This window comes from Streptomyces sp. HUAS 31 (genome assembly GCF_028198125.1).
Lineage (GTDB): Bacteria > Actinomycetota > Actinomycetes > Streptomycetales > Streptomycetaceae > Streptomyces > Streptomyces chartreusis.
This window is the reverse complement of the sequence record NZ_CP116353.1, coordinates 7,295,543-7,317,153: the sequence shown is the minus strand read 5'-3', so window position 1 is coordinate 7,317,153 and position 21,611 is coordinate 7,295,543. Positions and strand designations below refer to the sequence as shown.

19 protein-coding genes, 1 tRNA gene and 1 pseudogene are annotated in these 21,611 nt (G+C 68.2%); 4 read left to right on the top strand and 17 right to left on the bottom strand.

Going from position 1 to position 21,611, the window contains the following annotated elements:
* Window positions 1-11: 11 nt before the first annotated feature.
* Window positions 12-2,726, bottom strand: coding sequence for an aconitate hydratase AcnA (gene acnA, locus PGH47_RS32495; protein ID WP_271666333.1), 2,715 nt, complete (start codon window positions 2,724-2,726; stop codon window positions 12-14).
* Window positions 2,727-2,997: 271 nt separating this feature from the next.
* On the opposite strand from acnA, the gene argG reads away from it, so the two are divergent.
* The 3 genes from argG (at window position 2,998) to PGH47_RS32480 (ending at window position 6,422) form a co-directional block, all read left to right on the top strand.
* Entirely contained in the window at window positions 2,998-4,452 is a 1,455-nt protein-coding gene (gene argG / locus PGH47_RS32490; protein WP_030944892.1) for an argininosuccinate synthase, read from the top strand.
* 177 nt (window positions 4,453-4,629) lie between these two features.
* A complete protein-coding gene (locus tag PGH47_RS32485) occupies window positions 4,630-4,827 on the top strand; it encodes a DUF4236 domain-containing protein (RefSeq protein ID WP_093747609.1) in 198 nt (65 codons plus the stop codon).
* Between the two features lie 65 nt (window positions 4,828-4,892).
* Complete coding sequence (locus tag PGH47_RS32480; RefSeq protein WP_150499417.1) at window positions 4,893-6,422, top strand: helix-turn-helix domain-containing protein; 1,530 nt, start codon at window positions 4,893-4,895, stop codon at window positions 6,420-6,422.
* Window positions 6,423-6,539: 117 nt separating this feature from the next.
* Here PGH47_RS32480 and PGH47_RS32475 read toward each other — a convergent pair whose 3' ends face one another.
* From PGH47_RS32475 to PGH47_RS32415, 13 genes and pseudogenes are all read right to left on the bottom strand, one after another.
* Window positions 6,540-7,232, bottom strand: a complete 693-nt coding sequence (locus PGH47_RS32475; RefSeq protein ID WP_271666332.1) for a DNA/RNA non-specific endonuclease — start codon at window positions 7,230-7,232, stop codon at window positions 6,540-6,542.
* A gap of 54 nt (window positions 7,233-7,286) precedes the next feature.
* Window positions 7,287-8,117, bottom strand: coding sequence for a glycoside hydrolase family protein (locus PGH47_RS32470; RefSeq protein WP_271666331.1), 831 nt, complete (start codon window positions 8,115-8,117; stop codon window positions 7,287-7,289).
* A gap of 18 nt (window positions 8,118-8,135) precedes the next feature.
* Window positions 8,136-8,633: a CAP domain-containing protein gene (locus PGH47_RS32465; protein WP_271666330.1), complete on the bottom strand. Its 498-nt coding sequence runs from the start codon at window positions 8,631-8,633 to the stop codon at window positions 8,136-8,138.
* An 88-nt stretch (window positions 8,634-8,721) separates the two neighbouring features.
* Window positions 8,722-9,924 (bottom strand): ROK family transcriptional regulator, encoded by a 1,203-nt coding sequence (locus PGH47_RS32460; RefSeq protein WP_271666329.1) that lies wholly within the window; start codon window positions 9,922-9,924, stop codon window positions 8,722-8,724.
* Between the two features lie 179 nt (window positions 9,925-10,103).
* Entirely contained in the window at window positions 10,104-10,802 is a 699-nt protein-coding gene (locus PGH47_RS32455) for a response regulator transcription factor (RefSeq protein ID WP_271666328.1), read from the bottom strand.
* 40 nt (window positions 10,803-10,842) lie between these two features.
* A pseudogene (locus tag PGH47_RS32450) lies at window positions 10,843-10,932 on the bottom strand (winged helix-turn-helix transcriptional regulator); the annotation flags it as partial.
* 74 nt (window positions 10,933-11,006) lie between these two features.
* Window positions 11,007-11,864, bottom strand: a complete 858-nt coding sequence (locus tag PGH47_RS32445) for a helix-turn-helix domain-containing protein (protein ID WP_271666327.1) — start codon at window positions 11,862-11,864, stop codon at window positions 11,007-11,009.
* 198 nt (window positions 11,865-12,062) lie between these two features.
* Complete coding sequence (locus tag PGH47_RS32440) at window positions 12,063-13,550, bottom strand: sensor histidine kinase (RefSeq protein ID WP_271666326.1); 1,488 nt, start codon at window positions 13,548-13,550, stop codon at window positions 12,063-12,065.
* Window positions 13,551-13,712: 162 nt separating this feature from the next.
* On the bottom strand, window positions 13,713-15,161 hold the full coding sequence (locus PGH47_RS32435) for a sulfatase family protein (RefSeq protein WP_443048587.1): 1,449 nt from the start codon (window positions 15,159-15,161) through the stop codon (window positions 13,713-13,715).
* A 264-nt stretch (window positions 15,162-15,425) separates the two neighbouring features.
* The gene (locus tag PGH47_RS32430; RefSeq protein WP_271666324.1) at window positions 15,426-16,445 is read right to left on the bottom strand and encodes a trypsin-like serine peptidase; all 1,020 of its coding nucleotides are present in this window, start codon (window positions 16,443-16,445) and stop codon (window positions 15,426-15,428) included.
* Between the two features lie 101 nt (window positions 16,446-16,546).
* Window positions 16,547-17,281 (bottom strand): chitinase, encoded by a 735-nt coding sequence (locus PGH47_RS32425; protein ID WP_376058191.1) that lies wholly within the window; start codon window positions 17,279-17,281, stop codon window positions 16,547-16,549.
* A gap of 62 nt (window positions 17,282-17,343) precedes the next feature.
* Window positions 17,344-17,760: a cysteine/serine endopeptidase inhibitor gene (locus PGH47_RS32420; protein ID WP_271666322.1), complete on the bottom strand. Its 417-nt coding sequence runs from the start codon at window positions 17,758-17,760 to the stop codon at window positions 17,344-17,346.
* Between the two features lie 54 nt (window positions 17,761-17,814).
* Window positions 17,815-19,020 (bottom strand): beta-1,3-glucanase family protein, encoded by a 1,206-nt coding sequence (locus PGH47_RS32415; RefSeq protein WP_271666321.1) that lies wholly within the window; start codon window positions 19,018-19,020, stop codon window positions 17,815-17,817.
* 517 nt (window positions 19,021-19,537) lie between these two features.
* Here PGH47_RS32415 and PGH47_RS32410 point away from each other — a divergent pair.
* Window positions 19,538-19,607: transfer RNA gene (locus tag PGH47_RS32410), tRNA-Gly, on the top strand.
* A 67-nt stretch (window positions 19,608-19,674) separates the two neighbouring features.
* On the opposite strand, the gene PGH47_RS32405 is transcribed toward PGH47_RS32410, so the two are convergent.
* The 3 genes from PGH47_RS32405 to PGH47_RS32395 are packed head-to-tail and all read right to left on the bottom strand — an operon-like array spanning window position 19,675 to window position 21,508.
* The gene (locus PGH47_RS32405; protein WP_271666320.1) at window positions 19,675-20,112 is read right to left on the bottom strand and encodes a cupin domain-containing protein; all 438 of its coding nucleotides are present in this window, start codon (window positions 20,110-20,112) and stop codon (window positions 19,675-19,677) included.
* A gap of 14 nt (window positions 20,113-20,126) precedes the next feature.
* Window positions 20,127-20,429, bottom strand: a complete 303-nt coding sequence (locus tag PGH47_RS32400) for a putative quinol monooxygenase (RefSeq protein WP_271666319.1) — start codon at window positions 20,427-20,429, stop codon at window positions 20,127-20,129.
* Window positions 20,426-21,508 carry an Ldh family oxidoreductase gene (locus tag PGH47_RS32395; RefSeq protein ID WP_271666318.1) on the bottom strand — a complete coding sequence of 361 codons (1,083 nt, stop codon included), beginning with the start codon at window positions 21,506-21,508 and terminating at the stop codon, window positions 20,426-20,428. Before PGH47_RS32395 ends, PGH47_RS32400 begins: the two co-directional genes overlap by 4 nt.
* Window positions 21,509-21,611: the final 103 nt, after the last annotated feature.

Sequence of the window (21,611 nt, the reverse complement as noted above, 5' to 3'; positions counted from 1 at the left end):
TGCCGTACCGCTTACTTGCGGATCAGGCTGCGCAGCACGTACTGCATGATGCCGCCGTTGCGGTAGTAGTCGGCCTCACCGGGGGTGTCGATGCGGACGACCGCGTCGAACTCGACGCCCGTGTCGGTGGTGACCTTGACCGTGCTCGGGGTGGTGCCCTCGTTCAGCTCGGTCACGCCGGTGATGGAGAAGGTCTCCTCGCCGGTCAGGCCGAGCGAGTCGGCGTTCTGGCCGGCCGGGAACTGGAGCGGCAGGACGCCCATGCCGATGAGGTTCGAGCGGTGGATGCGCTCGTACGACTCGGTGATGACGGCCTTGACGCCGAGGAGGGCCGTGCCCTTGGCCGCCCAGTCGCGGGACGAGCCGGAGCCGTACTCCTTGCCGCCCAGGATGACCAGCGGGGTGCCGGCGGCCTGGTAGTTCTGCGAGGCGTCGTAGATGAACGACACCGGCGCGTCGGCCTGCGTGAAGTCGCGGGTGTAGCCGCCCTCGGTGCCCGGCGCGATCTGGTTGCGCAGGCGGATGTTGGCGAACGTGCCGCGGATCATGACCTCGTGGTTGCCTCGGCGCGAGCCGTAGGAGTTGAAGTCACGACGCTCCACACCGTGCTCGGTGAGGTACTCGCCGGCCGGGGTGTCGGCCTTGATGGCACCGGCCGGGGAGATGTGGTCGGTGGTGACCGAGTCGCCCAGCTTGGCCAGGACGCGGGCGCCGGCGATGTCCGAGACCGGGGTGGTCTCCATCGTCATGCCCTCGAAGTACGGGGGCTTGCGGACGTAGGTCGACTCGGCGTCCCACTCGAAGGTGTTGCCGGTCGGGATCGACAGGGCCTGCCACTGGGCGTCGCCCGCGAAGACGTCGGAGTAGGACTTGGAGAACATGTCCTCGCCGATGGCGTTCGCCACGACGTCGTTGACCTCGGCCTCGGAGGGCCAGATGTCCTTCAGGAAGACCGGGTTGCCGTCCTGGTCGGCGCCCAGGGCGTCACGGGTGATGTCCACCTTCATGGAGCCGGCGAGGGCGTACGCGACGACCAGCGGCGGGGAGGCCAGGTAGTTCATCTTGACGTCGGGGTTGATACGGCCCTCGAAGTTCCGGTTGCCGGAGAGGACCGAGGTGACCGCGAGGTCGTGGTCGTTGACGGCCTTGGAGACCTCCTCCGGCAGCGGGCCGGAGTTGCCGATGCAGGTGGTGCAGCCGTAGCCGACGAGGTTGAAGCCGACCTTGTCGAGGTACGGGGTCAGGCCCGCCTTGTCGAAGTAGTCGGTGACGACCTTGGAGCCCGGGGCGAGGGTGGTCTTGACCCACGGCTTGCGGGTCAGGCCCTTCTCGACCGCCTTCTTGGCCACCAGCGCGGCGGCGACCATGACGTACGGGTTCGAGGTGTTGGTGCAGGAGGTGATGGCCGCGACGGTGACCGCGCCGTGGTCGATCTCGTAGGTCGAGCCGTCGGGGGCGGTGACCACGACCGGGTTGCTCGGGACGCCGTTGGTGGCGGCCGGGGCGTCGGAGGCCGGGAAGGACTCCTCGCCCGCCTCGTCGGCGGTGGCGACGTAGTTCAGGACGTCCGTCTTGAACTGCTCGGCGGCGTTCGCGAGGACGATGCGGTCCTGCGGGCGCTTCGGGCCGGCGATGGAGGGGACGACCGTGGAGAGGTCGAGCTCCAGCTTCTCGGAGAAGTCCGGCTCGGCCTTCGGGTCCAGCCAGAGGCCCTGCTCCTTGGCGTACGCCTCGACGAGCGCGACCTGCTGGTCGGAGCGGCCGGTCAGACGCAGGTAGTTCAGGGTCTCGTCGTCGATCGGGAAGATCGCGGCGGTGGAGCCGAACTCCGGCGACATGTTGCCGATGGTGGCGCGGTTCGCGAGGGAGGTCGCGGCGACACCCTCGCCGTAGAACTCGACGAACTTGCCGACGACGCCGTGCTTGCGCAGCATCTCGGTGATGGTCAGCACGAGGTCGGTGGCGGTGGTGCCGGGCTGGAGCTCACCGGTCAGCTTGAAGCCGACGACGCGCGGGATGAGCATGGAGACCGGCTGGCCGAGCATCGCGGCCTCGGCCTCGATGCCGCCGACGCCCCAGCCGAGGACGCCGAGGCCGTTGACCATGGTGGTGTGCGAGTCGGTGCCGACGAGGGTGTCGGGGTACGCCTGGCCGTTACGGACCATGACCGTGCGCGCGAGGTGCTCGATGTTCACCTGGTGCACGATGCCGGTGCCCGGCGGGACGACCTTGAAGTCGTCGAACGCGGTCTGGCCCCAGCGCAGGAACTGGTAGCGCTCCTTGTTGCGGCCGTACTCCAGGTCGACGTTCTGCTTGAAGGCGTCGTTCGTGCCGAACTTGTCGGCGATGACGGAGTGGTCGATGACCATCTCGGCCGGGGAGAGCGGGTTGATCTTCGCCGGGTCGCCGCCGAGCGCCGCGACGGCCTCACGCATGGTCGCGAGGTCCACGACACAGGGCACGCCGGTGAAGTCCTGCATGATCACGCGGGCCGGCGTGAACTGGATCTCCTGCGACGGCTGGGCCTGGGAGTCCCAGCCGCCGAGGGCGCGGATGTGGTCGGCGGTGATGTTCGCGCCGTCCTCGGTGCGGAGGAGGTTCTCCAGCAGCACCTTCAGGCTGTAAGGGAGGCGCGCGGAGCCCTCGACCTTGTCCAGCCGGAAGATCTCGTACGACTCGTCGCCCACCTGCAGCGTGCTGCGGGCGTCGAAGCTGTTCGCCGACACGACAGTCTCCTTCATTGATGTGCGCGTACCACCACGATCCTGCCGCCACGGCATCCTGGCCGATCCGCTAAGGTAAGGCTAAGTTAGGTAACCCTTACCGTTGGATCGGTGACCCCGCGCGGCTGCGGTGCACCTCGGCAGATATCTCGATGTCGAGATAACTCTAGTACATGGGGCCGGGATGGTCATGCCTGGGGCTTCGGCATGCCTCTTTTCCTGGATTCCGCATACCCCCTTTGCATGACCATGCGTCGTGATGCATACTCTTCCTATGAGCAAGGTCCTCACCTCCCTCCCCTCCGGCGAGCGCGTCGGCATCGCCTTCTCGGGCGGTCTCGACACCTCGGTCGCGGTCGCCTGGATGCGCGACAAGGGCGCCGTCCCGTGCACCTACACCGCTGACATCGGCCAGTACGACGAGCCCGACATCGCCTCGGTGCCCGGGCGCGCCAAGGCCTACGGCGCCGAGGTCGCGCGCCTGGTCGACTGCCGTGCCGCCCTCGTCGAGGAAGGCCTGGCCGCGCTGACGTGCGGCGCGTTCCACATTCGCTCAGGCGGGCGGGCGTACTTCAACACCACCCCGCTGGGCCGTGCCGTCACCGGCACGCTGCTGGTGCGCGCGATGCTCGAGGACAACGTCCAGATCTGGGGCGACGGCTCGACCTTCAAGGGCAACGACATCGAGCGGTTCTACCGCTACGGCCTGCTCGCCAACCCGAACCTGCGGATCTACAAGCCCTGGCTCGACGCGGACTTCGTGACCGAGCTCGGCGGCCGCAAGGAGATGTCGGAGTGGCTGCTCGCCCACGGGCTGCCCTACCGGGACTCCACGGAGAAGGCGTATTCCACGGACGCCAACATCTGGGGCGCCACCCACGAGGCCAAGACCCTGGAGCACCTGGACACCGGCGTCGAGACCGTCGAGCCGATCATGGGCGTGAAGTTCTGGGACCAGTCCATCGAGATCGCTCCCGAGGACGTCACGATCGGCTTCGAGCAGGGCCGCCCCGTCACGATCAACGGCAAGGAGTTCGCCTCCCCCGTCGACCTGGTGATGGAGGCCAACGCCATCGGCGGCCGGCACGGCCTCGGCATGTCGGACCAGATCGAGAACCGGATCATCGAGGCCAAGAGCCGCGGTATCTACGAGGCGCCGGGCATGGCCCTGCTGCACGCCGCGTACGAGCGTCTCGTCAACGCGATCCACAACGAGGACACCCTCGCCCAGTACCACAACGAGGGCCGGCGCCTCGGTCGCCTGATGTACGAGGGCCGCTGGCTGGACCCGCAGGCGCTGATGATCCGTGAGTCGCTCCAGCGGTGGGTCGGCGCGGCCGTCACCGGCGAGGTGACGCTGCGGCTGCGGCGCGGCGAGGACTACTCGGTCCTCGACACGACCGGCCCGGCGTTCAGCTACCACCCGGACAAGCTCTCCATGGAGCGCACCGAGGACTCGGCTTTCGGCCCGGTGGACCGGATCGGCCAGCTCACCATGCGCAACCTCGACATCGCCGACTCGCGCGCCAAGCTGGAGCAGTACGTCGGCCTCGGCCTGATCGGCACCGGCAGCCCCACCGTCGGCGCCTCCCAGGCGGCCGCGACCGGTCTGATCGGCACCATGCCGGAGCTGCCCGAGGGCGGCGCCGAGGCCATCGCCTCCCGCGGCGAGGTCTCCGAGGAGGACGCACTCCTGGACCGCGCGGCGATGGAGTCCGGCACGGACTGACATACCGGACAGGGGACGGACCACTGGAAGGGCCTGCTCGACGCACCCGGCGTCGAACAGGCCCTTCCCGCATCCCCTTCCGGCATTTCGACGTGCCATCAGGCGGCCGAGTCGGGGTAACCGAGAGATACGCACCCGACGTCCGACGTCGGACTCCGGACCCCGGAAGGAGCATCCATGCCCCTGACATTTCGTAAGAGTTTTCGCATCTTGCCCGGCGTGCGCCTGAACATCAACCGGCGCTCGTGGTCCATCACCACGGGCGGCAGGAACGGTCCGCGGCATACCCACAGCAGCACCGGACGTCGTACGACATCGATGGATTTGCCCGGACCTTTCGGGTGGCGTCGCACCCGTACCGCCAGGCGGCGTTGACGGCACGTCACCCGAACGGCCCCCCTGAGAATGTGCCATCTCATATCTGAGATAGCCTCAACCTCATGGCAGACGACTACCTCGTACGCATCGGCAAGCTCATCCGTGACGCCCGGCAACACCGTGGCTGGACACAGGCGCAGCTGGCCGAGGCGCTCGGCACCTCCCAGAGCGCCGTCAATCGCATCGAGCGCGGCAACCAGAACATCAGCCTTGAGATGATCGCCCGAATCGGCGAGGCCCTCGACAGCGAGATCGTGTCGCTGGGTTACGCCGGTCCGATGCATCTGAGGGTCGTCGGCGGACGTCGGCTGTCCGGTTCGATCGACGTCAAGACCAGCAAGAACGCCTGCGTGGCACTGCTGTGCGCCTCACTGCTCAACAAGGGGCGCACAGTGCTGCGCCGGGTCGCCCGCATCGAGGAGGTGTACCGCCTGCTGGAGGTGCTCAACTCCATCGGCGTGCGCACCCGTTGGATCAACGACGGTGTCGACCTGGAGATCGTGCCGCCGGCCGAGCTGAACATGGCGGCGATCGACGCCGAATCCGCCGTACGCACCCGCTCCATCATCATGTTCCTCGGCCCGCTGCTGCACCGCATGGACCGCTTCATGCTGCCGTACGCCGGCGGCTGCGACCTCGGTACGCGGACCATCGAGCCGCACATGATCGCGCTGCGCCGCTTCGGCCTGGACGTGGCGGCGACCGAGGGGCAGTACCACGCCGTGGTGGACCGCGGCGTACGTCCCGACCGGCCGATCGTGCTGACCGAGCGCGGCGACACCGTGACCGAGAACGCGCTGCTGGCCGCCGCGCGGCACGACGGCGTCACGGTCATCCGCAACGCCTCCTCCAACTACATGGTCCAGGACCTCTGCTTCTTCCTGGAGGCACTCGGGGTCCGGGTCGAGGGCATCGGCACGACGACGCTCACGGTCCACGGCGTGCCGAACATCGACGTGGACGTCGACTACTCCCCCTCCGAGGACCCGGTCGAGGCGATGAGCCTGCTGGCTGCCGCCGTGGTGACGGAGTCGGAGCTGACGGTGCGTCGCGTGCCGATCGAGTTCCTGGAGATCGAGCTGGCGGTCCTGGAGGAGATGGGCCTCGACCACGACCGCACGCCGGAGTACTTCGCCGACAACGGCCGTACGCGTCTGGTGGACCTCACGGTCCGGCCCTCCAAGCTGGAGGCGCCGATCGACAAGATCCACCCCATGCCCTTCCCTGGCCTGAACATCGACAACGTCCCCTTCTTCGCGGCGATCGCGGCCGTGGCGTCGGGCAAGACGCTGATCCACGACTGGGTCTACGACAACCGGGCGATCTACCTCACCGACCTCAACCGCCTCGGCGGCCGCCTCCAGTTGCTGGACCCCCACCGCGTCCTGGTCGAGGGCCCGACTCGCTGGCGCGCCGCGGAGATGATGTGCCCGCCGGCGCTGCGCCCCGCCGTGGTCGTCCTGCTGGCGATGATGGCGGCGGACGGCACGTCGGTCCTGCGGAACGTGTACGTCATCAACCGGGGTTACGAGGACCTCGCCGAGCGCCTGAACTCGATCGGGGCGCAGATCGAGATCTTCCGGGACATCTGATCGACGGAAGCCGCCGCACCTTGCCTGACCTGCTCCTGAGCAGGCCGGGATGGGGTGCGGCGGCATCTATGGGACTTCACTGGGCCTTTGAGCCCGTGGCGGGCTGCGGGCCACGCTTCAGCAGCGCATCGCTTCCACCTGGTCGGCCAGGGAGTCGAGCAGCCTGTGCTCGCCGGCCTCGGTGTACTCCTTGTTGTCGAACGCCAGGAAGGAGTTCGCGCCGAATTCGATGGCGCGGTTCTTCGCCTCGATGTAAACACTGAACCTCGACGGAACGACTCCGTTGTCGTTCTTCTTGTAGTGGGCGGTGACCCCGAGAGTGACGATCTTGTAGCCCGCGTTGCACCGCAGGGTCTTGCGCTCCACGGCCTTCAGAATCCTGTCGGCCGACTTGGCGACCGGGACGACATTGGCGCGGTGGCCCGCACCTTTGACGCCGGCGGGAATCATCCGCGCGCCAACGTGCCCGGGACCGCCCCACTCACCCACGACGGCCTCGCACAGGCCGAGCCTGGGGTCCCGATCCACAGCCCCGACCCGGATCTCGGCGTGGGCCGGCCTGCCAAGCTTGTCCGTTTTGTAGGTCTGCCAAGAAGGGCCCGCGGGGTCCGTTCGATAAGTGTGCTTCTTCTGGAGGTACTTGGCACAGGGGATCTCCGCCGCGTCCGTCGCATTCACCTGTACGGCCCGATCCCCGTCCGGGGACCCGGTGTCGGCGTGGGCCGACGAGCCGGCGCCCGCCATCACGGCGAGAGAGGCAGTGGCGGCCAGTACCGCCAGGACACGTCCATTGGGCTGAAGATCGCGCATTTCGCGTCCTTCCTGAGAAGAGAAGAGAGGGAATGAAATAGAAGAGGCTTCTCGCTACCGCGCAGCGCGGTAGGCGGCACCCACGCGGTTGGCCCGAGTGCCGTTGTAGAGGCCGGTGCCATGGCCTCGCTGCGTGGAAAGCGTGAACCACGCATACCGCTTGACGTACGGCAGCTTCTCCAGCATTGCGGTGGACTCCTTCACGAAGGCGGCCTGCCGTTCCTTGGTCGGATACTTCGGCGTACCGCTGGAGAAGTCGATCAGGGCGTACTCGGTCAGCCAGATGGGTTTCTTGTAGCGCTGGTGCACGGCACGGAGATAGCTCTTCAAGTGACCTGTCGCAGCTTGGGCATTGAAGTCCGAGCCGTACCAATGCAGGGGAATGAAGTCGACCCGGTAGCCGCGGGCGGCGGCGCCTTTCATGAAGCGGTCGAGCCAGCCGCCGGCCAGGTCACCGCCGGTGGCCACCGCGGGTGCTCCGAGGCGCATTCCGGTCGACTGCAGCCGGGGCCACAGGTCGAGGGCCTCCTTCACGGACATCCCCGCCTGGTCCGCCCGGTCCGGTTCGTTGAATCCGAGCAGGGTCCTGCCCTGCGCCTTGGCTCGTCCGAGATGTTGTTCGGTCACGAAGTCACGGCCCCAGATCATGGGTACGAACTCGACGCCGGACGGGGGCTTGATCTTCTGCTTGTCCGAGGCCCAGGTGTAGAACCAGCCGACGTTCGCGTCGGCCATCGCGCCGGTGACCCCGTTGAATCTCCAGGCGCTGACGCCCTTCTTCTTGACAGCGGCGGTCGATGCGCTCGCGTCGGCCTGGTTGCTCCCGGTGGAGGCGAGCATGGTCAGGACGGCCGGCAGCACCACGAGTAAGCGCAGCTTGCGCATGGCTTCCACGCTCCCGCGTCAGAACTTGGTGCCGAAGTCCTGCGTCCAGTACGTCCCTTGCGTGGTACCGGGCTTCTTTACGTAGCCGACACCCAGGTGCTTGAGCGAGCAGTTGAGAATGTTGGCCCGATGCCCCGGGGACTTCATCCAGCCCCTGACGACCGCGGCGGCGCTCCTGTCACCGGCGGCGACGTTCTCCGCGAGCGCGCTGAAGCCGGTGTAGCCTGCCGCCCTGGCCCTGGTCACCATGGTGCTGCCGTCGGAGCCGACGTGGTCGACGAAGTCATGCCCGGCCATGTCTGCCGAGTGCCGTTGGGCGGCCTTGGCGAGCGCGGAGTTGTACTTCAGCCTGGGGCAACCGGCCTTGACCCGTTCGGCGTTCGTCAGTTTGAACACGCCGGCTCGCAGCGACCCAGCGGACGGTGCCGCCGATGCCGAGGCGGCGGAGGTGGCCGACAACGTGGTGGTGGCCGCGGTGACCGTAAGAACCGTGGCGAGGTACCTGGATATGCGCATTCTTTTCCGTTCTTATCCGGTAGGAGTTCTCATTCGAGCTTTCCATTCCAGATTGAATGCGGTCAATTTAATCCGGTTCTGCCGGCCTTTAATTCGCGCGCAATCCGCCCGACATCCTGACCGCCGCGTCAAGTCCTTTTCCGAGGGAATGCGAAGGATCCCTGCCGGGCTGCCGCAGGAGTGACGCGGCCCCGAGGGCGGCGGCATGGTCGCCCAACTCTGCGGGCCGGACGAGCGGCGACGGGCGCGAGCCGCACCGTACGACGTTCGCCAGCAGTTCACGCTGTACCGACTCCATCAGGGTCGGGCCGGCGGTGACGAGTTCGCCGCCCACGACCACGATGCCGGGTTCGAGCGCGTTGACCAGACCCGCAAGGACCCGTCCCACGTAGGTGCCTGCCCGGCGTAGCACCGCATGGGCGGCCGGATCTCCGGAACCCAACGCGGCCAGCAAGTCGGGTAAGTCCGCCCCGGGTCGGTACGCCTCCAGCACGGCCGTGGTCGAGGCGACGGTCTGCAGACAACCCCGCCCACCACAGGGGCACCTCGCGCCCCCGGGCTCCGCGGTGATATGCCCGAACTCCCCCGACCGACCGTGTGCGCCACGGTGCAGCACGCCGCCGCTCACCAGCGCCCCACCGACAGGGTCCGAGAGTTCCAGGTACAGCACGTCTCGCCGTCCGTGGGCCGCGCCCCAGACCGTCTCGGCCAGGGCCGCGAGCCGCGCGGCGTTGTCGATCCGCACCCGGGTGCCCAAGCTGCGGCCCATCATCACCGCCATGGCCCGCCGGTCGAGCGGGGCGCGCGCGTCGGTCGCCGTGCCCGTCACCGCGACTCCCACACCGCTCAGGGCATCGAGTCGCAGTCGTCCGCCGGTCAGGGTGCCGACGAGCCGACGTGCGATGACAATACGGTCCGGCCACTGAGCCGTTGGGGAATGCGCTTCACTCGCCGTACTGATGGCGTCATGGCGCTCCAAGTGGTCGCGTCCCAAGACGTCGCGGTCCAGGTCGCCGTGTCTCAAGTCGTCGCGGTCCCCCGCCACCGAGACCACCCGAACAGCCCGCCGCCCGAAATCGATCCCGAGCACCCGGCCGGCCTCCGGGTTCAGGATCAGCTTCTCCGCCGGGCGGCCCCGCCTGCGACGAGTGCTGTCCGGCACCGCGGCGATCACCTGGCCACTGTCCACGAGCCTGCTGACGACCTCGTACAGCGTGGTGCGCGACAGTCCTGACAGCTCCCCCAGCTCGCTCCGTGTCAGCGGGCCGAACTCGCGGAGCAAACGCAGCATCCGGTCCCCGTACTGTCCCCGTGCCCATGTGGTGTTGTGTGTCGCGTTCGGCACTTCTCCCCCTCCCCGCGGCGGACCCCGGCCGCCGCAAAGAGGAAAGTAGGGACCGTTCTTGTGGAATCTTTGTGATCGCGCCCCGTCCCTCCTGAACCGCCCCTCCCGGCACGGTGGACAGGCGGTCAGGTCGGGCCGTTGTCAACGCGCAGCACGAAGCCGACCCCCCGCACCGTGTGCAGGATGCGGGGACGCCCCTCTGCCTCCGTCTTGCGCCTCAGATAGCTGACGAACGTGTCCACGGCGTCCGTACGGACGCGGGCGTCGTAGCCCCAGACGTGTTCGAGCAGTTGGCCGCGGGTGAGGACCAGGCCCGCGTTCCGGGCCAGCATCTCCAGGAGGTGGAACTCGCGTGGCGTCAGGTGCAGGAGCTGCCCGTCCAGCCACGCCTGGCGGGCGGACGGTTCCACGACCAGGCCGCCCACCCGGACCCGGTCCGTCGCGGCGGGGGGACGCCGGCGCAGGAGGGCGTGCAGGCGCAGCGTCAGTTCTTGCAGAGCGAAGGGCTTGACCAGGTAGTCGTCGCCGCCGGCCTGCAGCCCGGCGATCCTGTCGGCCACTTCGTCCAGTCCGGAGAGCATGAGCACGGGCACGTCGTCCCCGTTCTCGCGCAGTGTCCGGCACACGTCGATGCCGCTCAGGTCGGGCATGCAGACATCGAGGACAACGATGTCCGGACGGAGTCTCTTCATCGACTCCAACGCGGAACGGCCGTCAGCGGCCAGCGTCACCTCGAAGCCCCCAAGCCGGAGTCCGCGTTCCAGCGAACGTCGCGTGCTGACCTCGTCGTCGGCCACGAGAACTCGTCCGGCCCTGCCGACCATGCGTCGCTCCTCTCCAGGCTCCGAGTGGATGGTCCGGCGGAACCAGCCCGTCCCGCTCCAGCGCGCGGAGTGTCTGCGTAAGCATCTCCTCGCTCACGCCCTCCATCTTTCTGCACAGCACGGTGTAGCGCGGCACGTCACAGTACGGAAAGCTGCCGCGGTAAGCGTATCCAGGGGCGGAAACCCTCCGAAGCGACGGGGACTCTACGCTGGAGAGTGCCCGGCCGCAGGCGACTCGGGCCGTGTCGCGCGGTACTGCGACGGTGTGCAGCCCATGACCCGGCGAAAGCTCCGGGAGAAGTGCTCGGAGCCCGAGAAGCCGCAGCGCTGGCCGATCGCTGCGATGGTCTCGGTACCGTTCTCCAGGTCCGTCCGCGCCGACGCGATCCGCAGCTCGGTGAGATACCGGTAGGGCGTGGCGCCCGTGGCGTTCTTGAAGCAGCGCAGGAAGTGGAAGCGGCTGAAGGAGACCAGTGCGGCGAGATCGTCCAGGGTGATGGGCCGCGCAAAGTTGGCTCTCATGTACGCGGTGATGGTGTCCAGTTGCTGCTGGGTGAGACCGCCCGCCGGCTCTCTCGGGGCGGCGGCGCGCGACCGCGGAATGCGGAGGTGGGCGAGGATGAAACGCGCCGCCGAGTCCGCGTACACGTCGTCGGCGCCGAGTTCACTGGCAGCCATCACCGCCTTCACCATCTCGGCGAGCACCGGGTCGGAGGTGACAGCGGGACAAGGGTGCGGGGACTGCCGCTCCCCCATCCGGAATTCCTCGCCGGCGAACCGGCGCACCATGGCCTCGGGAATGGCGAGGGACGCGATCACGGCGGGCCTGTTCCCTCTCGGGGACACGACCAGCGGCCGGTTCGGTTCCGCGGGGGTGACGCAGACGTCCTCCGGCAGCAGGACCGTCTCCCGCGCGTCCCCGCGGCCTCCGTGGACGGCGAGGATGCCGCTCACGTGCACACTCAGCCCGATACCCGTCGACGGCGGCACCGGAAGCGTGTGCACGCCCTTGCCCAGCGTCCGCTTCCACACATGCAGCGCACGCCACATCGTGGGAGCCACCGCGGTGGTTCCATTCAACGTCGGCGTTCCTCTCTTCCTGGGATCCGACAGTGCTTTCGAGAAGCCTGACAAGGAAGACGTGCCGTTCTCAAGGAATCCGCGCGGGAAAAATCGACGCCGGGCGGGATTTATTCAGCGCCCCAATAACCAACCCCTGATTCACCGACCCTGGGCGAGGTGGATTCGAGCCAGAATTCCTCAGCCTCGGCCGGGATTAATTACCGGTGCCTCCGCCGCGCCGCTCAACCAGTCGCGGCGCAGCAACGGCAGTGTGTGCTCGAACTCCCGCACGCCGGTAAGCGGCAGCCGTACCTCGCAGCGTGTGCCGCGTTGCCCGTCCGGGCGGTCCGACATCGAGACCTGCCCCTGGTGCAGGGTGATCTGCTGGGCGACGAGGGTGAGGCCCAGCCCGGAGCCGGGGCTGTCCGGACCGTGCCAAAAGCGCTCGAAGATCTTCTCCCGGCGTTCGGGCGGGACGCCGGGGCCGTCGTCGTCCACGGTGAGCACCGCGGTCCGCTCGCCCGGCCGGTCGGACTGCCGCAGGGTCACCACGATGGTGGCGGCGCGTTCGCCGACCCTGCCGTGCACGCGGGCGTTGGTCAGCAGGTTGTCCACCGCCGAGCGCAGCCCCTCCGCCCAGCCGTCCGCGATCAGTCCCGACGCCGCCCGCACGGACACCTCGGTCTCGGGGTGGGCGCGGCGCAGTCCGTCGACGCAGGAGTGCACCAACTCCCCGAGGTCCAGCGACTCGAACGCCTCGGCCTCGACCAGATCGCCCTGCGCCAAGGTCCGCAGCATCGAGAGCAGGCCGACCAGCCTCTCCTGTTCGGCCACCAACTCGGCCAGCACCTCCGCCCGTTCCGCCGGTTCGAGTTCGAACGGCCCGGCCAGGACATCCAGATTGGCTCGGATGCTCGTCAACGGCGAACGCAGCTCGTGGGAGGCCGCCGCCGCGAACGACCGGGCCGTGGCCAAAGCCTCTGCGGTACGTGCCACCTGCTCGTCGTAGCGGCTGAGCACAGTCTGCAGGGTGAGCGCGAGGTCGTCGACCTCCGCGATGCGGGTGGGTCGGTGTTCCAGCCGGGACGAGCTGGTGCGCGGGTCGAGTCCGCTCGTACGCCGTTGCAGTCGGCGCAGCGGCAGCACAGCGCGGTTCGCGATGGCCCAGGCGGCCGCTCCCGCCATCGGCAGGGCCACCGCGGCCCCGACGTAGACCCGTCGGCGCACCAGTGCCAGCTCCTCCTCGACGGTGTCCGGTGAGAACAGCCAGAGATTGGGCCGGTCCCGCTGCCGGTCGATCGCTACGGGCAGGGAGAGGACCAGCCAGTCCCGGCCTTCGACGGTCACCTTCAGCGGTTTCGGGGCGCTGTACGGCAGCTGTGCGGACGGGAGTTGGGGACCGGCGCGCAGTGTGCCCGTGGGTCCGGTGACCCATACACCCATACCGCTGGTGGACTTGATGAGCCGCTGCCGGCGGGCGGACTCCACAACGGGCTGGCCGGTCCCGGCCGCGTCCAGGTAGTTCTTGGTGTTCTTGGCCACGACGGTGGCACGGGCCTGCAATTGAGCGTCCTGCTGCTGGCGAAGGTCATCGGTGATGAGGCTCAGCAGCAGCCAGCCGCAGGCCACGATCAGCACGGGTACGCCGCCGCCGACGGTGAGGGCGAGCCGGGTGGAGAGCTTCACGGGCCTACACCGGTCGTCCGCTCACCGGCATCCGTACGCGGGACGAATCCTCCGTCGACCATCTGCACCCGTCACCCGCACTCCGCCGGCCTCGGCCCGTCCAGTGCGTGCGGACGGCCCCCGCCAACAGTACGGGGCGGGGGACGTCCGCGGAAAACGGATCTACGGGTTCCCGGCGCTCCAACAGCCGTCGCCGCGGCAGTTCTTGAGCCGCGTCAGCGCGTCGTGCAGGTGGTCCAGCCGGGCCCCGCCGAGCTGCCCCACGGTGTTGTGCAGCTGGTAGGGGTCGGTGCTGAGGTCGTAGTACTCCTTCGCTCCGCTGCCGTACTCGACGTAGGTGTAGGAGTTGGTACGCAGGGCGTGGTAGTTCGGCGGGCTGATGCTCTCCCCGCCGTTGTTGTCGGGGTCGCCCGGCGACCTGTCGGCGTGGCGGTGCTCGATCAGGTTGGCCGTGCGCCAGTTGGAGTCGGGGCCGCCGTCGAGGAGTGGAAGCAGGCTGTGCCCGTCCACCCGGGACGACACCGGGGCGCCGCCGATCCGCTGGAAGGTGGGCGCGAGGTCGATGTTCGACACCTGGGCGTTGCTCGTCCTGCCTGCCGCCACACCGGGTCCGGCGATCACCAGCGGTACCCGGACGTCGGTGTCGAAGGCGGTCTGCTTGCCCGCCTTGAGGCGGTACTCGCCCAGGTGGAAGCCGTTGTCGGAGCCGAAGACGATGTAGGTGTCGTCGGCGACGCCGGCCCGGGTCAGGGCGTTGCGCAGCTTCCCGATCATCTCGTCTACCGACTGGAGCGCCTGGGCGCGCTTGCGGAACTTCCGGTCGATCGTGTTCTTCTCGTGCTGGGTCAGCCGGTCCTGCCGGGCCAGCCACGCCGGGGCATTGGTCGGCAGCTTGTCGAACGCGGGGCTGTGCGGGGCCTCAAGGCCGGGGAAGGCGTTCTCGTGGCGGGGCGCCGGCGTTGAGGGGCCGTGCGGCGTGAAGAGCGCGATCTCCAGCAGGAACGGCTTGTTCGCCGCTGCGGACTTCTTGACGAAGTTCGTGCCCTTCTTGCTCAGCACGTCGGTCAGATAGTCCTCGGGCCGGTCGCCGTGCGGCTCGATCTTGTGGTTGTGGGCGAGCTTGTAGTCGTAGCCCTCATAGCCGCCGCCGACGACGTCCCACTGGTTCCAGCCCGGCGGTACGTACGGCTTCTGGCCTGCCACCGTGTCGCTGGGGCTGTAGCCGTTCAGGTACTTGCCCATCATGGCGGTGCGATAGCCCTTGGCCTGAAGGGCAGTGGCGAAGGTGTCCCGTTCCTCCCCGCCGCTGTGGAAGGCGCCGAATCCGCCGTTCGGCCCCTCGTTGCTGAGGACTCCGGTGTTGTGGGGGTAACGGCCGGTGAAGATGGACGCCCGGGACGGACAGCAGAGCGAGTTGCTGACCACGAAGTCGCTGAACGTCATGCCCTGCGACTGGAGTTTCTGAACCTCCGGCATGTGCGGCAGGAGATTCGAGGACATGTCGTCGGTGAGGACGAAGACAATGTTCGGCTTTTCCGCAGCGGCCGCGACCGGCTGTGTGGTGATGGCGGGACTGTTCTTTGTCCCGGCCATTCCACTCGGGGCTGCCATAGCCAGTGCCGCTGCGCCGACAATCAGAGTCAGCAATTGACGAGTACGGATCATATCGAAAGCGTGGCAGTGTGATTCCGCGCCGGTCAACACCCATAAGTGCTGAGGGGTTTATTCCGGGATTTATTCCGGCTCCGTGGCCCAGCCATTCCGGCACCAAAAGAGGAACACCGGGCGTCGGCACGAAAACTCGTGCCGACGCCCGGTGTTCGGGGGAACCCAGAGGCGGGAGGAAGGGAGAGGAACGCCGCCCCCGGGCGGGGCTCAGGCCCTGCTCGCGGCCTTGTAAAGCTGGCGGGCGCGGTCGCCGAGACGCGGGTGGTACTCGCTTACGTCCGTGCCGACGGCGATGTTGCCGGCCAGAACACCGACACCCTTGTCGGCCTTGAACTCGGCGAGGAAGGCACCGCCGCTGGATCCGCCGGTCTGCACGCAGTCGATGCCCCACATGGTGGAGCCGGGGCGCCCGAGGTCGCGGTGTTCCTTGCCCTGACAGTGGTTCAGCCGCTCGCCGTTGCCCTCTGCGGGCGAACCGCCGTAGCCGAAGGAATGGACGTAACGCCCGGTCGGCGCATTGAACTTGATGCCCTGCGCACCACCCACGATCTTGGCGAGCGGGCGGCCGTCACGCTTGCGCAGGGTGGCGAACGCGACGTCCCAGTTGGCATTGCCCTGGCTGGACACGTACGACTTCAGATGGAAGAGCTTCTTCGCGGTGAAGGTGCCGTGCGGGCGCTCACCCTTGTGGTAGCCCGGGATGAAGATCCACTTGCGGAAGACCTCGCCGGTGCGGGCGTCCACCACACAGTGCCCGGCGGTGAGGACGACCGACTTGTTGTTGCTGTTGGCGACGGTCGCCGAGCAGGTGAACAGGTCGCCGGCGGCGTTCTCGAAGAACACCTTGCCCGCGGTCCTGCTGATCAGCCCGCCGCGCTTCCAGGGCTTCGGCTCGGAAGCGAGCGTGGACACGGGCGTCTCGTCGGTGACGGGCGCGGTGGTCTCCGCGTCCGGGAAGACCACCGGCGGGACGGACAGTCGAGGCCCGCCGTCGTCGGTGGCGGACGACATGACGGCCGGCGCCTGAGGAGCGGTGGCGGCCATCTCCTTGGCGGCCTTCATCCGGGCGTCGGTCCAGAACTCCAGGGCGCTGTCCTGCTCCTGGTCGGAGAATGCGGTGGCACGGGTCTCGTTGTCGGCGGGTGCGGGTCCCGCCTGCGCCGGCCCGACGGTGGCGCCCAGGGCGGCCAGGCTGAGGATGCTGACCAGCATCGCGGTACGTCTCATGGAATCGGCTCCGAAGAAGGTGGGGGGTGCTACGGCATGGCGTCGCGGTGCCGGACAGCCCGGAGACTTCACGGGCGTCCGGCCGGCGCCGGCTCAGCGGGTCAGCAGCCGAGGTTCTTGCCCGGCTTGACGTCGAGGATCTTGGTGAACTTCTTGTACGTGTTCACCCGGCTCTGCACCTGGGCCGGGTTGCCGCCGTTGCACTCGATGGCGCCGTTGATGCTGCGGATCGTCTGTCCGAAGCCCTTGCCCTTGACCATGGCGCTGTGCGGGGTCATGGTGCCCGCGCCGGACTGGGTCATCCAGAACCACAGTCCCGTCTTCCATGCCACGACGGGGTTCTTCTGCACCAGCCCCGGCTTGTGGAGCAGGTCGATGCCGAGCGCGTCGCCGGCGGCCTTGTAGTTGAAGTTCCAGCTGAGCTGGATCGGCCCGCGACCGTGGTACGCGGACTGCCCCGCCGGGCAGCCGTACGGCTGCGTGGTGTCGCAGTACGACGGCCAGTTGGCCTGGTTCTGTTCGACGATGTAGCGCCCGCCGCCGGTCTCGTGGTGGACGTTGGCGAGGAAGGCGGCCGCCTCACGCTTCTTGGTCTTGGCGTTGCCCTTGTCCGCGAAGGCCGGGTACTTCTTCATCGCCTTGACCAGGGCTTCGTAGTTGTAGAAGGGCTTGTGGTGGGGGAACATCCTGTTGTACTCCGCCTTGCTGACGACGAAGTCACCCTGGGCGGCGGGCGCGGCAAGTTCGGCAGGCGCGGCGGACGCGGTCGCCGCGGTGAGCCCGGCCCCCGTCGTCGCCAGCAGCACGGCGGTCAGAAGGGCATGAGCGGTACGCATCTTCGGCATGGTGGAAACTCCCCGATTGAATGGGCTCTTGGTCGATGGAATGAATCAGCTGGTCAGCGGACGAACTTCCACTTGACCTTGTGAATGACGCCCTTGGAGGGATCGGCCAACTGCGCGAAAGCCGGCTGACTGAGGTCGATGTGCTTGGGTCCGCATTCCATGCACTTGTCCCTGACCGGGACGGTGATGGTCTTGCCGCGGAAGGTCAGCCGGACCTTGGCGTGACAGAGCGGATCCCTGTTGGGGTTTTCGGCCTTCCACCACTTCGGTGAGACCGCCACGAGCATCTGGGTCGCGGCGTCGAGCGGCTGTCCGCAGGCCCCGGTGCCGGCATCGTTGTAGAAAGTCGCCTTGCCCTGACGGACCTTGCCGAACGGGACCGCGGACGCCGGCGACGCCTGGGCGACTCCGAGAACGGCCGCCGCCAAGGTGACGGCGAGGACCGACTGCGTACGACGTATGACGGGCATGACAGATCGCCTTTCGTCGGTGGATCGGGAGAGGAGAGCGGCCGTACCGGCCCGTCAGAACGGGGTCAGCGTCAGGTGCATGGCCTGCGGCTGGGTGTCCTGGATGTACGACGCCCACTCGGCGACGTCGTCGAAGGCGAAGCCGTACGCCTTGCCGTTGCCCATCTGGGCGTGGATGGCTCGCGCGTAGTGGTTGGTGATCTCCGGCTTGTAGAAGTCCGCCGCGCGCGTAGTGGGCTGCTTCGGATGGCTGAGCAGCGTGGAACGGTTGAAGCCGGCACCCAGGATCGCGGCGACCGGACCGGTCACCCCGTCGTTGGGGGCGGCGAGCGCGCCGTCGCAGAAGAGCACGTCGCGGGTGGAGGGCTTGACGAAGGAGACCGTCGCCGGGCCGTGGAAGGTGAGCTTGCCGTTGTCGACCCGGCCGGTGAACGCACCTGCGACGGTACGGACATGGAGCGGCTGCTGCCGGTAGGCCTGCCAGACCTTGTCGACGTACGGGTCGAAGTAGTGCTTGCCGAACCGACCGGCGTCGAGTCCATGACTCGGCGCGATGACCCGCCGCTCGCCGACGACCAGCTTTCCGAATCCAGGAGTGTTCTCCATGGCCCGGAAAATGCGGGCCCGGCCGCCCTGCCGCATCGTGCCGGTGGTCTGGTCCCGGTTCCCGGAGAGCCGGATCATCAGCGGCACGCTGAACATGTCGACCATGGTCGTGTTGCAGAACATGCCGGACTCGTTGTGCGTGAACTCCACGAAGTCGTGCAGCACGGGGAAGTTGGGGTCGTTCTTCACCCAGCCCGCCGGGTGCTGGAGCGCGGGCCGCCCGGCCCCGTCCTGGACGGCCTTGAGCTTGAGCTTGCCGCCCAGGGACACGTAGATCCGGCCGGACATGTGCGGCAGCCGGATCCGCGTGGTGCCGCGGGCGTCGAGCGGGATGGCGTAGTCGGTGAAGCCGTTGTCCTCGTTGTCGGAGACCTTGACCGGCTCGACCGTGCCGCGACGTGTGACCCGGACCTGACGGTCGCCCCGGCTGCCGACTATGTACAGGTGGACGTTGCGGTTGGCGAACTCACCGCTGTTGTTGTGGATGACCAGAGGCAGACCGCCGGCACGCTCCTCCGGCAGGGCCGGGCCGTCCCCGTCCGCGGCGAGGGCCGGACGCGCACCCGCGGCGAGCGCGGTGCCGGCCACGGCGGTACCGGCCAGCGAGGTAAGTGCCCTGCGGCGGGAGAACACCGGTGAATCAAGCGGCACCATGCGGGAAATCCCTTTCTTTACCACGGACATGTCCGTTTCTTTTTCGAACACTCCTTGCTTGAACGCGGTCAAACGTAGCCAGCGGTGTCGCGCGGCAGTCATCAAAAATTGCTGCGGGACGGACGGTTGTTGCGCGTCCGGTGTGCGTAGAGCTGTTACAGGAACCGCGAACGACAAAGGGCTGTGCCTGCCCGCGGGACTACCTGCAAAAGCGTGGAATGGCGCACGGAGAAGAACGTCGGTCGCATCCTCGACCGACGCGGGCACAGCGTGGCAGCGGGACCGCTGGAACGGCTCGACCGCCTCCCCAACTCGTCTTCAGGGCGGCGCCGGTCTCCTCCGGGACACCTGAGCGACTTCGCGGAGTTCAGCAGCCAAGGCCGCGATCACGGGCTTCCGGGCCTGGAGTTCGGCGAGCCGGACGACCAGGCATCATCCGAACGTGGTCGAGGCATAGGGCCGTGTGGGTTAGACTTGCTTCAGCAGCTGGTCGCCGGAACTTCGGTTGGCTGGTGTTGCGTTGGTGGTCCAAGGAAAGACGCCCCACTTCCTGTGGGGAGATGCAGGTGCAAGGCCTGCCCGGCGCTCCGATTCGGGTCCGTCCACGGTTTGTGTGGGCGGGCCCGATTTTTTGTGCGCCCCCGCCGGGAGGGGTCAGGTGGTGAGGGTGCCTCCCCTGTCGTGGGTGGAGAGGTGCTCGAAGGTTTCGCCGGTGGCGGTGATGGTTCGGGTCACGTCGCGGCCGCCGTACACCCAGTAGATCCGCATGACTCCCTGTCCCCGGTTGAAGAAGCGGTGCGGGACTCCGGCCGGGACCCAGGTCGCCCGGCCGGTCTCCAGGTCGAAGAACTCGCCGGCTATCTCCACGGTGGCCTCGCCTTCGAGGATCAGGACGGACTCCTCGACGTTGTGGCTGTGCAGGGGCAGGCCGGTGCCGGGCTGGAAGACCGTCTGGCCTGTGGTGATGGTGGCCCGGTCGGAGTTCCATTTGCCGACGTAGGGGATGGTGGCGACACCTCCGCCGCGGTCGAAGCGGGCGACCTCGTCGGGGTGGATGAGCAGCGCCGGGGCAACGGGGCGGTGGGGGCACATGTGGGCGGCTCCGATCAGGCGTGGTGGAACAGACGACGGGAAAGGGTGTTGATCTGGGTGCCTGGCACGACGTACTTCGCGGCCGCCTCGCGCCAGACCTTGTAGTGGGGTGCGGTGCGGTGGGCGTCGACGGCGGCCTCGTCGTCGTAGATCTCGTGGAAGACGAAGTGGTGGTCGTCGTCCAGGTCGCAGACGACATCGAAGGCGCGGCAGCCGGGCTCGTCGGTGAAGGTGCGTTCGGCGTTCTCCTCGATGGCCGCGAGGAAGGCGTCGCGGCAGCCGGGGACGACCTGGAGGGACACGGTCAGGGCGATCATGCGGGGAACTCCTCGGACTTGGAGGGGACGGTGCGAGCTGCGGGCAGGGGTACGGCCGTGGTGGCGGCGATCCTCGTGAGAGCGGTCCAGGTGTCGTCGGCGAGTGTGATGCCCTCCGTGCGCAGGCGTTCGGCCGTACGGGCCTCCGGCTCTCCCGGGACGAACACCTCCGCCGCGCCCGGGGCAGTGGGAGTGGACTTCGTCTCCTCGATCAGGGCCTCGATCCGCTCCTCGAACTCCGCCGGGTCGGCCATCGACCGGATGTCGACGCAGATCAGCAGGTGGCCGACGCCGCTGCGGCCCGTGGCGCGGTACGGGCCGACGACCCCGGAGCCGAACGCGCTGCCGGTCAGCACGCCCGCCAGCACCTCGAACATGAAGGAGATGGCGTAGCCCTTGTGGCCGGCCATCGGCAGGATCAGGCCCTCGATCGCGCGGCGCGGGTCGCTGGTCGGAGCGCCGTCCGCGTCGGCCGCCCAGCCCGCCGGGATCGGTTCGCCGCGTTCCTCGGCGGCGTAGATCTTGCCGCGTGCGGCGGCGGTGTTGGCGATGTCCATCACGACCGTGCCGTAGCGGCCGCCGGGTGCCGCGATCGACCAGGGGTTGGTGCCGAGCCTCTTCTCCCGGCCGCCCCAAGGGGCCATCGCCGGGCTGGCGTTGGTGGCCAGCAACGCCACACAGCCCTGGTCGGCGGCCTTGCGGGTGAAGTAGGCGGCCGTCCCGAAGTGGCCGGAGTTGCGGAGCGCGATCGCGCTGATGCCGTGGCACCGGGCGCGTTCCACGCCCCAGGTGATCGCGCGGTCGGTGAGTACCTGACCGAGACCGTCTCGGCCGTCGACCACGAGTACGGCGCCACTGTCGGACACGGTGGCCGGAGTGGTCACCGCGGCCGTCGCGCCGCTCTCGATGCGGGCCAGGTACCACGGCAGCCTGAGCATCCCGTGGGACGGATGGCCCCAGAGCTCCGCCGTCACCAGGGTGTCCGCGAGCAGACGTGCGTCGGCGGCCGGGACGCCGTGCGCCTCGACGGTGGCGGCGGCGAACTCCAGCAGGTCCGGGGCACCGACGGTGTGCGGCATGGTGGCCCTCCTGGCTGACTGGGTGAGTGGTAGATCGATGGATGGGGTGGGGCGGGTGAGTGCGTGGCGGGCGCGTTCATCCCTGCTGTATCCACTTCTGTAT